Annotated in this window: 10 protein-coding genes; 7 read left to right on the top strand and 3 right to left on the bottom strand. The window is 67.0% G+C overall.

The annotated features are described in order from the left end of the window. Nucleotides 1-5 precede the first annotated feature (5 nt). The gene (locus tag ACG00Y_RS13965) at nucleotides 6-1,415 is read right to left on the bottom strand and encodes an amidohydrolase family protein (protein ID WP_394479768.1); all 1,410 of its coding nucleotides are present in this window, start codon (nucleotides 1,413-1,415) and stop codon (nucleotides 6-8) included. A gap of 55 nt (nucleotides 1,416-1,470) precedes the next feature. Here ACG00Y_RS13965 and ACG00Y_RS13970 point away from each other — a divergent pair, with 55 nt between their 5' ends. The 7 genes from ACG00Y_RS13970 to ACG00Y_RS14000 all read left to right on the top strand — a co-directional run bounded on the left by ACG00Y_RS13970 (nucleotide 1,471) and on the right by ACG00Y_RS14000 (nucleotide 8,339). Further along, nucleotides 1,471-3,465: a DNA topoisomerase IV subunit B gene (locus ACG00Y_RS13970; protein WP_394479771.1), complete on the top strand. Its 1,995-nt coding sequence runs from the start codon at nucleotides 1,471-1,473 to the stop codon at nucleotides 3,463-3,465. 44 nt (nucleotides 3,466-3,509) lie between these two features. Beyond that, nucleotides 3,510-3,740 carry an AbrB/MazE/SpoVT family DNA-binding domain-containing protein gene (locus ACG00Y_RS13975; RefSeq protein WP_394479773.1) on the top strand — a complete coding sequence of 77 codons (231 nt, stop codon included), beginning with the start codon at nucleotides 3,510-3,512 and terminating at the stop codon, nucleotides 3,738-3,740. Then, the gene (locus ACG00Y_RS13980) at nucleotides 3,737-4,153 is read left to right on the top strand and encodes a PIN domain-containing protein (protein ID WP_394479775.1); all 417 of its coding nucleotides are present in this window, start codon (nucleotides 3,737-3,739) and stop codon (nucleotides 4,151-4,153) included. The genes ACG00Y_RS13975 and ACG00Y_RS13980 overlap by 4 nt, the downstream gene beginning before the upstream one ends. Further along, complete coding sequence (locus tag ACG00Y_RS13985; RefSeq protein ID WP_394479777.1) at nucleotides 4,150-4,677, top strand: GNAT family N-acetyltransferase; 528 nt, start codon at nucleotides 4,150-4,152, stop codon at nucleotides 4,675-4,677. Before ACG00Y_RS13980 ends, ACG00Y_RS13985 begins: the two co-directional genes overlap by 4 nt. Continuing rightward, nucleotides 4,674-5,327 carry a lytic transglycosylase domain-containing protein gene (locus ACG00Y_RS13990; RefSeq protein WP_394479779.1) on the top strand — a complete coding sequence of 218 codons (654 nt, stop codon included), beginning with the start codon at nucleotides 4,674-4,676 and terminating at the stop codon, nucleotides 5,325-5,327. Before ACG00Y_RS13985 ends, ACG00Y_RS13990 begins: the two co-directional genes overlap by 4 nt. Then, the gene (parC, locus tag ACG00Y_RS13995; protein ID WP_394479781.1) at nucleotides 5,324-7,651 is read left to right on the top strand and encodes a DNA topoisomerase IV subunit A; all 2,328 of its coding nucleotides are present in this window, start codon (nucleotides 5,324-5,326) and stop codon (nucleotides 7,649-7,651) included. The genes ACG00Y_RS13990 and parC overlap by 4 nt, the downstream gene beginning before the upstream one ends. 214 nt (nucleotides 7,652-7,865) lie before the next feature. Then, nucleotides 7,866-8,339, top strand: a complete 474-nt coding sequence (locus ACG00Y_RS14000) for an FxDxF family PEP-CTERM protein (protein WP_394479783.1) — start codon at nucleotides 7,866-7,868, stop codon at nucleotides 8,337-8,339. A gap of 88 nt (nucleotides 8,340-8,427) precedes the next feature. Here ACG00Y_RS14000 and ACG00Y_RS14005 read toward each other — a convergent pair whose 3' ends face one another. Both ACG00Y_RS14005 and ACG00Y_RS14010 read right to left on the bottom strand, forming a co-directional pair. Then, nucleotides 8,428-8,916 carry an outer membrane protein assembly factor BamE gene (locus tag ACG00Y_RS14005; protein ID WP_394479785.1) on the bottom strand — a complete coding sequence of 163 codons (489 nt, stop codon included), beginning with the start codon at nucleotides 8,914-8,916 and terminating at the stop codon, nucleotides 8,428-8,430. 10 nt (nucleotides 8,917-8,926) lie between these two features. Further along, nucleotides 8,927-9,967, bottom strand: coding sequence for a quinone-dependent dihydroorotate dehydrogenase (locus ACG00Y_RS14010; protein WP_394479787.1), 1,041 nt, complete (start codon nucleotides 9,965-9,967; stop codon nucleotides 8,927-8,929). Nucleotides 9,968-9,973 lie beyond the last annotated feature (6 nt).

Below are 9,973 nucleotides of genomic sequence, written 5' to 3' on the forward strand. Positions count from 1 at the left end.
TTTAATCAGCGCGGTTTGGCCTTGCGGGTCGTCTTGGTTTGCGCCTTGGTCTGCTTTTTGGCGGGCGCCTTGGCCTTGCCGGTCTTCTTCTTTTTGGCGGCCGCCTTCTTCGGCGGGTCGGCCGTCGAGGCGCTGGCTTGCGAGCTGGACGCCGCGACATCCGCCAGGCGGGTCAGCAGCCGGCCCTGCTTGACGCGCAGCATGGGCATGTCGACCTGACCCAGGTCGGCGATGGGGTCGCCGCCCAACACCAGGAAGCTGGCCTCGCAGCCGGGCTGGAAACAGCCGAGCTTGCGGTCGGGGAAGAGGGCGCGCGGCGTGTCGATGGTGGCCAGGCGCAACAGCGTGGCGTGGTCGACGCCGAGGGCGGCCAGCGCGTGCAACTCGGTGCGGGCGGTGCCGATGAAGACGTCGGAGCCGACGAGCAGCGGCACGCCGGCCGCCTGCAGCCGGGCGAGGTTGGCGCGCTGCACGTCCCGCAGCGCCGCCAGGGCCGTGTCGTCCAGCTTGAACAGGGCGGTGGCGGCCGTGGTCGTGATGACAGCGGTGCGCTGGCGGGCGGCCTGGGCGGCTGCGGCCTCGCTGATGGCGAAGCGCTCCGGTGGCGCGTCCAGCGTGTTGGCGTAGCCGGGCAGGTGGGCGATGGCGTCGACACCGGCGGCCAGCGCGGCGTCGAAGTCCGCGGCCGTCTCGACATGGGCGACGACGCGCAGGCCGTCGGCATGGGCCAGGCGGGTCAGCGCGGCGGCCGTGTCAGGGCTGAGGCCCAGGCGGCCGAAATGCTCGGCGCGCTGGCGGAGTTCCGGCCGCTCGCTGTGCGCCAGCACGACACGCAGCCAAGTGCCACCACGGGCTTTGATGGCCGGCCATTGGCGGGCGGCCTGCTCTGGGCTGTCGACGAGGACGATCTGTTGTTGCGCGGCTGCCGCTTGTGGCGTGGGTTCGGGCAGCACGGCGGCCAGCGGGTAGCCGTCGCTGGCGGTGATGCAGGCGGTGACGAAGCTGACGTCTGGGGCGGCCGGGCTGGCGGCCAGCGGCTTGACGTCAGCGACGCTGGCCGGGTCGCCACACAGCATGGCGGCGTAGAACACGCCTTCGTCGATGTACTGGTCGGCGAAACGCCCCCAGCCCCAGGCGGTCTGCAGGTTGTGGTTGTGCGCCTCGGCCAGCGGGTTGATCAAAACCTGGCCGCGCATGTCCATCTTGCGGTTGACCTTGGGCGGCTTCTTCGCGACGAACACGCCGTTCTCGACGTAGAGGTTGCCGCGCTGGATGGCCCGGCCGTCGAACCAGCGGGCGTTCTTCAGCTCCCAGGACAGCGGCGCGCTGGCCTGGTAGGGCTGTTGCTGAGGTGGGGGTGTCTGGGCCTGTGAAAAACTACAGGTCAGCAGCACCGAAGCGATCAGAAATCTCAAGCGGCGGGACTCATCTTCGAGGGCCGCGAATCCTACTTCTTAGAATCCCGCCCCTATGTCCAGCCGTCCCTCCACTACTCTTGCCGCCAAATCTGCCGAATACGGCGAAGCCTCCATCCGCGTTCTGAAGGGCCTGGAGCCCGTCAAGCAACGGCCGGGCATGTACACCCGCACCGAGAACCCGCTGCACTGCATCCAGGAGGTCATCGACAACGCCGCCGACGAGGCGCTGGGCGGTTTCGGCAAGCGCATCGACGTGGTGCTGCATGCCGATGGCTCCGTATCCGTGGCCGATGACGGCCGCGGCATCCCCTTCGGCCTGCATCCGGAGGAAGGCGTGCCGGTTGTCGAGATCGTCTTCACGCGGCTGCATGCCGGCGGCAAGTTCGACAAGGGCTCGGGCGGGGCCTACAGCTTCTCGGGCGGCCTGCACGGCGTGGGCGTGTCGGTGACGAACGCGCTGGCCAAGCGGCTGGAAGTGGCCGTCTGGCGCGACAAGCAGGTGGCCGGCATCGCCTTCGAGCATGGCGACGTGGTGCAGCAGGTCGCTTCGCGACCCGCTGCCAGTGGTGACCGCAAGCAGGGCACGACGGTGCGTGTCTGGCCCGAGGCCAAGTATTTCGAGAGCGCCGAGTTGCCCAAGCATGAGCTGGTGCATCTGCTGCGCTCCAAGGCCGTGCTGATGCCGGGCGTGACGGTCACGCTGAAGGTAGAGAAGACGGGCGAGACGACCACCTGGCTCTACAAGGCCGGCCTGCGCGACTATCTGGCGCAGTCGCTCAACAGCGACCCGCTGATCCCGCTGTTCGAGGGCGAAGGCTTTGCCACCGCCGGCGAGAGCGAGAACTTCGCCGAAGGCGAGGGCGCCGCGTGGTGCGTGGCCTTCACCGAAGATGGCGCGCCGCTGCGCGAGAGCTATGTGAACCTGATCCCGACGGTGGCCGGCGGTACGCATGAATCGGGGCTGAAGGACGGCCTGTTCGGCGCGGTCAAGGGCTTCATCGAGATGCACTCGCTGCTGCCCAAGGGGGTCAAGCTGATGCCGGACGATGTGTTCTCGCGCGCCAGCTTCGTGTTGTCCGCCAAGGTGCTGGACCCGCAGTTCCAGGGCCAGACCAAGGAGCGCCTGAACTCGCGTGACGCGCTGCGGCTGGTGACGGCCTATGTGAAGCCGGCCTTCGAGCTGTGGCTCAACCACCATGTCGACCACGGCAAGAAGCTGGCCGAGCTGGTCATCAAGCAGGCACAAACTCGGCAACGCGCCAGTCAGAAAGTTGAAAAGCGAAAGGGCTCCGGCGTGGCCGTGCTGCCCGGCAAGCTGACCGACTGCGAAAGCCGCGACCTGCTGCACAACGAGGTCTTCCTCGTCGAGGGCGACTCGGCCGGTGGCAGCGCCAAGATGGGCCGCGACAAGGAGACCCAGGCCATCCTGCCGCTGCGCGGCAAGGTGTTGAATTCCTGGGAGGTCGAACGCGACCTGCTGTTCAAGAACAACGAGATCCACGACATCTCGGTCGCGCTGGGCGTGGACCCGCACGGGCCCAATGACACGCCCGACCTGGGCGGCCTGCGCTACGGCAAGGTCTGCATCCTGTCTGACGCCGACGTGGACGGCTCGCACATCCAGGTGCTGCTTCTGACGCTGTTTTTCCGCCACTTCCCCAAGCTGGTCGAGACCGGCCACGTTTTCGTCGCCCGGCCGCCGCTGTACCGCGTCGATGCCCCGGCACGCGGCAAGAAGCCGGCGGCCAAGCTCTACGCGCTGGACGACGGCGAGCTGACCGCGACGCTGGACAAGCTGCGCAAGGAAGGCGCGCGGGAAGGCTCGTGGAGCATCAGCCGCTTCAAGGGCCTGGGCGAGATGAACGCCGAGCAGTTGTGGGACACGACGCTGAACCCGGAGACGCGGCGCCTGTCCCGCGTCGAATACGGCCTGCTCGACTTTGCCTCGACGGTGGAGTCGTTCAACAAGCTGATGGGCAAGGGCGAGGCGGCCTCGCGCCGGGAGCTGATGGAGTTGCACGGCGACTCGGTTGAAATCGATATTTGAGCGTCTGGATATACAATTTTTAAAACGTATATCAAGGAGCCGTCATGAAGGTCGCGAAGTGGGGTAACAGCCTGGCCGTCAGATTGCCGGCTTCGGTGGTGGAGGCGCTGCAATTGCGGGAAGGCGACGAGGTGCACATCGAGAGCAGCAGCGACGGCGTGCTGCGGGTGGAGCGCGCGCCGGGCACCGAGGAGCTGTGGGAGCGGCTGCGTGCGCTGCGTGGCCGGCTGCCGGCGGATTTCAAGTTCAACCGCGACGAGGCCAACGAGCGTTGAAACCCGCCCTCGTGCCGCCGGTGTTCTTCGACACCAACGTGCTGGTCTACCTCGTCTCGCCGGATGCCGAGAAGGCCGCGCGCGCAGGTGCGCTGTTGCGAGAGGGCGGCCATGTCAGCGTGCAGGTGCTCAACGAATTGGTGTCGGTGCTGCGCAAGAAGTTCCGCTTCGATTGGCCAGATGTCGAGACCGTGCTGGCGCTGGTGCAGGCCTATTGCGATGTCGTGCCGCTGGACCTGTTGATGCATCAAGAGGGCCTGCTGCTGGCTCGCTTGCATCAACTCTCCTGGTACGACGCGCTGATCGTCGCTGCCGCGCAGCGGGTCGAGGCGCAGTCTCTGTTCTCGGAGGACATGCAGCATGGCCGCCTGTACGACGACGCCTTGCGTGTCGTGAACCCGTTTCTCGCATGACCTCCCTGCGCCTGCGCCCCACCATGCTGTCCGACCTCGACTGGGTGGTCTCGGTCGAGCGCGACGGGGCGAACCTGCCCTTCATCACGCCCTGGGAGCGGACGCAGCATGAAGGCGCCATCCGCTTCCCGGACTCGCGCCACTTCATTCTCGAAGAAGGCGACGCGCTGGAGCGCAGCGGCTTCGTCATCCTGCAGGGCTGCCGCAACCCGAACGGCTCGGTCGAGCTGAAGCGCCTCGTGCTGCAGGCCAAGGGACGTGGCCTGGGCCGGGTGGCGGTGCGGCAGCTCAAGACCATGGCTTTCAAGCAGTTGAAGGCACACCGCTTCTGGCTGGACGTGAAGGCGTTGAACACCCGTGCCTTGTCGCTCTACCAAAGCGAAGGCTTTGTCGAGGAAGGTCGGCTGCGCGAGAGCGTGCGCGTGACGAGCGATGGCGCAGATGGCTACGACTCGCTGGTCGTCATGTCTCTGCTGGACCGCGAGTACCAGGCGCGCGTGGCGCTCGGGCTGGAGGCCGCATGAAACTGTGGCTGCTCCTGCTGTTGGTTCTGGCGCTGCCCGCGCGGGCGGAACTGTGGGGCTATGTCGACGCCGCCGGCATGGCTCACTTCGCGCATCGCCAGCTCGACGGGCGATACCAGCCCGTGCTGGGCAGCGTCAGCATGCAGCGCGTGCCCGGCAAGACCGATGCCGGTCTGGCGCTGCTGAACTGGTTGGAGATTGCGCCCGAGGTCAAGGCCGTGCAGCCCTGGGTGCGCGAGGCCGCCGAGAAACACGGCGTCGACGCCGAACTGCTGAAAGCCATCATCGCCGTCGAGTCCGGCTACCAGCGCAATGCCGTCTCGCCCCGTGGTGCCACCGGGCTGATGCAGATCACGCCTGAAACGGCCAGCCGCTATGCGACGCCGGCCGACGCCGCGCGGCTCATCGAGCCGCGCATCAACATCCACACCGGCGCGCGCATGCTGGCCGACCTGCTGCGCCGCTTCCGATCCATCGACGTGGCGCTGGCCGCCTGGAACGCCGGCGAGGGCACGGTGCGCCGCGCCGGCAACCGCGTGCCCGACATCGACGAAACCCAGGCCCATGTGCATCTCGTCCTCGAGTTGTACTGGGCCTTGCTGCAGCAGAGCCAGCCGGCCCGCGCGCAGCGCTTGACTTTGCACCCATGAGTTCCCAGACCACCATCGACTTCAACCCGCCTGCCGACGGCGGCGACGACAACGCGCTGACGCTGGGCGCCTACGCCCAGCAGGCCTATCTCGAATACGCGCTCAGCGTCGTCAAGGGCCGCGCGCTGCCGTCCTACTCCGACGGTCAGAAGCCCGTGCAGCGGCGCATCTTGTACTCCATGCATCGCCTGGGTCTGGGCTGGAGCGGCAGCTCTGGTGCCAAGCCCGTCAAGGGCGCCAAGGTCGTCGGCGACGTGCTGGGCAGCTTCCACCCGCACGGCGACCAATCCGTCTACGACGCGCTGGTGCGCATGGCGCAGGACTTCTCGCTGCGCTACCCGCTGATCGATGGCCACGGCAACTTCGGCAGCCGCGACGGTGACGGCGCGGCGGCGATGCGCTACACCGAAGCGCGCCTGGCGCCGATTGCCCGCCTCGTGCTGGACGAGATTGACGAAGGCACGGTGGACTTTCGCCCCAACTACGACGGCACGACGCAGGAGCCGGTCGAGCTGCCCGCGCGCTTGCCCTTCGTGCTGCTGAATGGCGCCAGCGGCATTGCCGTGGGCCTGGCGACGGAGATCCCCAGCCACAACCTGCGTGAGGTCGCCGCTGCGGCCGTCGCGCTGCTGAAGGACGAGAAGCTCGGCGACGACGCGCTGTTCGACCTGATCCCCGGCCCGGACTTCCCCGGCGGCGGCCAGCTGATCAGCGCATCGGAGGAAATCCGTGCCGCCTACATCTCGGGCCGCGGCAGCCTCAAGTTGCGGGCGCGCTGGAAGATCGAGGACCTGGCCCGCGGCCAGTGGCAACTCGTCGTCACCGAGCTGCCGCACGGCACCAGCGCGCAGAAGGTGCTGGAAGAGATCGAGGAGCTGTCCAACCCCAAGGTCAAGGCCGGCAAGAAGACACTGAGCGCTGAGCAGTTGCAGCTCAAGGCCGGCCTGCTGGCGGTGCTGGACGGCGTGCGGGACGAGAGCAGCAAGGACGCCGCCGTGCGCATCGTCTTCGAGCCCAAGAGCCGCACGGTGGAGCAGCAGGACCTCGTCAACACGCTGCTGGCCCACACCAGCCTGGAGAGCAGCGCGCCCGTCAACATGACGATGATCGGCGCCGATGGCCGGCCGACGCAGAAGAGCCTGCGCGACGTGCTGGTCGAGTGGGTGGGCTTCCGCCAGACGACGGTGCGCCGTCGCACCGAGCATCGTCTGGCGCACGTCAACGACCGCATCCACGTGCTGGAGGGCCGGCAGCTGGTGCTGCTGAACATCGACGAGGTGATCCGCATCATCCGCGAGTCGGACGAGCCGAAGGCCGCGCTGATCGCGCACTTCAAGCTCAGCGACCGCCAGGCCGAAGACATCCTCGAAATCCGTCTGCGCCAGCTGGCGCGGCTGGAGGCGATCAAGATCGAGCAAGAGCTGTCCAAGCTGCGCGACGAGCGCGCCAAGCTGGAAGACATCCTCGGCTCGGCCGCCGCGTTGCGCCGCACCGTCATCAAGGAGATCGAGGCCGACGCCAAGCAATACGGCGACGACCGCCGCACGCTGATCCAGGCCGAGAAGCGCGTCACCGCCGAGGTCAAGGTCATCGACGAGCCGGTCACCGTCATCGTCAGCCAGAAGGGCTGGGTGAGGGCGCTCAAGGGCCACGAGATCGACGCCGCCGTGCAGACCTTCAAGGCCGGCGACGCGCTGTGGGGGCATTTCCGCTGCCGCAGCGTCGATCCCCTCATCGTCGTCGGCAGCAATGGCCGGGTCTATTCCGTGCCGGTGTCGACGTTGCCCGGTGGACGCGGCGACGGCCAGCCCATCACGACCATGATCGAGCTGGAAAGTGGCACGCAGATCGCGCACTACGTGGCCGGCGCCGCGACGCAGCGCCTCGTTTTCGCCGGTTCGACGGGCTACGGCCTGATCGCCCAGCTTGGCGACCTGGTCGGCCGCCAGAAGGCGGGCAAGACCTTCCTGGCACTCGACGATGGCGAAGCGCCGCTGCTGGCCATGGTGCCGAACGAGGCGGTCGCCCTGCAACTGGGCGTGTTGAGCGCCCAGGGCCGGCTGTTGACCTTCCCGCTCGATGAACTCAAGCACCAGCCCAAGGGCGGCAAGGGCCTGATGCTCATCGACCTGGAAGGCAAGGACACCGTCATCTCCCTGGCGTGCTTCACGCAGCAACTGCGTGTCGAAGGCAGTGGCCGAGGTGGCAAGCCGCGTGAGGAGGTGTTGAAGAACCAGTCACTGGCTGCCCATGCCGGCAAACGCGCCCGCAAGGGCAAGCAGGTGGAGGGGCTCCAGAAGGTGGCTCGCCTGAGCGTTGTATGAAACGGACCCCGAACCTGGGAATTGCCTGCACCGGATTGGTGAAAGTGTGTCAGCCAGGTGCAAATTTACGTAAGGGTTCCCACTGTTTACAAACGACTACTCATTCGAGGGGGTAGCCCCCTAGCACTTGGGGCCGTGACGGACTTCACAAGCTTTGGTTGCAGTGCACAATGACTTCGCTGTCCATCATTTTGTTGGTCTCAGGAGTTAATCCATGAAATTCAAGTCCCTTGCGGTTGCAACCGCCATCGCTGCACTGAGCGTCACCAGCGCCCATGCAGTTTCCGTTACCGATTTCGACGGTGGCGATCACGGTTCGTTCAAGTTCGCCGTCGAAGCGCCTGCCGCCATGGGCTTCGACACCTACGCTTTCACGCTGGGTAGCGCGTTCGACGTGACCACGACTTTCGCTGCAAGCGGCATTGTGGGTTCCGTCGGCCTTTACACGGCGAGCAACTCGCTCGTCGACAGCTGGGGTATTGGTTCCCCCAGTTTTTCTGCTTCGGACACGAACAGCCTGGCTGCTGGCAGCTACTACTACCTGGTCGCGGCCTTCAAGCCCGGCAGCTACACGTTGACTTCCACGGCTGTCGCCACCCCGGTGCCGGAACCCGAAACCTACGCAATGCTGGCCGCTGGCTTGGGCATCGTCGGCTTCGTGGCTTCGCGCCGTCGTCGCAACGACTGATCCATGCGGATCTGCGGGGTCTCCTGACCCCGCTGCTTGGTTCTGAAACGCCCCGGTGCCTCATGCACCGGGGCGTTTTTCGTCTGGGTCAGTCGTCCATGCCCGGAAATCGGCGGCTGGGGAAGACCATGCTCTGCGTCGTGCGCGTGACCACGCCGGCCTTGAAGTGCACGTTGAAGCGCAGCCCATAGCCTGTCTGGTCCGGCTCGATCGTCCAGTCCCACACGTCTTCTCCGCTCAGGGGAAAGAAGACGCGGCTGCGCTCGGTGCCGAGACGGCGGCTGACCTGCTCCGGCGTCATGCCGGGCTCGATGCGGGCGCGGTTGGCGGCGGAGAGGCCGTCCTCGATGCTCACCAGCCGGCCATCGGCCGTCAGGCGAACCATGTAGCAATGCCGGCCCATGGGCTGACTTGAATACTCCAGCGTGCGGCCGCCATCGGCCTCGGGCCAGATGCGCTTGGGCTGGCCGTAGGCGGCGATGACGTCCTCGCTGCGGCTGCTGCCCGGCAGCAGGGTGGGCGCCGTCGCGCAACCGGCGAGCAGGGCGGTGCTGAGGGCGAGGGCGGCGAGGCGCATGGCGTTGGGTTCAGCGTTGGGCGAGGGCTCGCGCGCAGTCGCTGACGAGGGCCGGGCCCTTGTATATGAGACCGGTGTAGACCTGCACGAGGTCGGCGCCGGCTTCGATCTTGGCGCGTGCATCGGCGCCGCTGAGCACGCCGCCCACGCCGATGATGGGATAGCCGGCTGGCAGCGCCGCGCGCAGCAGGCGGATGACGCGGTTGCTGGCCTCGAAGACGGGCGCGCCGGACAGGCCGCCGGTTTCGTTCGCATGGGTCAGGCCTTGCACCTTGTCGCGCGCAATGGTCGTGTTCGTCGCGATGACGCCGTCGATGCCGTTGGCCTTCAGCGTCTGGGCGATGACGGCGACCTGCGCTTCCTCCAGGTCGGGCGCGATCTTGACGAACATCGGCACCTTGCGGCCGGTCTGGCCTTGCAACTGCAGCTTGCGTTCCTGCAGGCGCGACAACAGCGCGTCCAGCGCCTCGTCGCTCTGCAGCGCGCGCAGGTTCTTGGTGTTGGGGCTGGAGATGTTGACGGTGATGTAGTCGGCGTAGGGGAACACGCCGTCCAGCCCGAGCAGGTAGTCGTCGGCCGCATTCTCGATGGGCGTGGCGGCGTTCTTGCCGATGTTCAGGCCCAGGATGCCGCCGGCCTTGCGGAAGCTGTGGGCGCGTTGCACGTTGGCGATGAAGCTGGCCAGACCTTCGTTGTTGAAGCCCAGGCGGTTGATCAGCGCATGGGCCTCGGGCAGGCGGAACATGCGCGGCTTGTCGTTGCCGGGCTGGCCCTTGGGCGTCACGGTGCCCACCTCGATGAAGCCGAAGCCCATCGCGCCGAAGCCGTCGATGCAGCGGCCGTTCTTGTCCAGGCCGGCGGCCAGGCCGATGCGGTTGCGGAAGCGCAGGCCGGCAATCGTGACCGGGTCGCTGATGCGCTCGCCACACCACAGCAGTTGCGCGGGCGTGTTCTGCAGCCTGGCGATGCTGTTGAGGGTCAGTTCGTGCGCGTGTTCTGCATCGAGGCCAAACAGGAAGGGGCGGGCGAAGGCGTAGGGGATCAGTGGCATAGCGCC

The organism is Pelomonas parva (assembly GCF_043555835.1).
GTDB classification, from domain to species: Bacteria; Pseudomonadota; Gammaproteobacteria; order Burkholderiales; family Burkholderiaceae_C; genus Pelomonas; species Pelomonas parva.

Bases quoted from the DNA above. Each gene is read 5' to 3' on its own strand.
- ACG00Y_RS14010 (WP_394479787.1), bottom strand. From the start codon at position 9,967: ATGCCACTGATCCCCTACGCCTTCGCCCGCCCCTTCCTGTTTGGCCTC.
- parC (WP_394479781.1), top strand. From the start codon at position 5,324: ATGAGTTCCCAGACCACCATCGACTTCAACCCGCCTGCCGACGGCGGC.
- ACG00Y_RS14005 (WP_394479785.1), bottom strand. From the start codon at position 8,916: ATGCGCCTCGCCGCCCTCGCCCTCAGCACCGCCCTGCTCGCCGGTTGC.
- ACG00Y_RS13990 (WP_394479779.1), top strand. From the start codon at position 4,674: ATGAAACTGTGGCTGCTCCTGCTGTTGGTTCTGGCGCTGCCCGCGCGG.
- ACG00Y_RS13985 (WP_394479777.1), top strand. From the start codon at position 4,150: ATGACCTCCCTGCGCCTGCGCCCCACCATGCTGTCCGACCTCGACTGG.
- ACG00Y_RS14000 (WP_394479783.1), top strand. From the start codon at position 7,866: ATGAAATTCAAGTCCCTTGCGGTTGCAACCGCCATCGCTGCACTGAGC.
- ACG00Y_RS13970 (WP_394479771.1), top strand. From the start codon at position 1,471: ATGTCCAGCCGTCCCTCCACTACTCTTGCCGCCAAATCTGCCGAATAC.
- ACG00Y_RS13975 (WP_394479773.1), top strand. From the start codon at position 3,510: ATGAAGGTCGCGAAGTGGGGTAACAGCCTGGCCGTCAGATTGCCGGCT.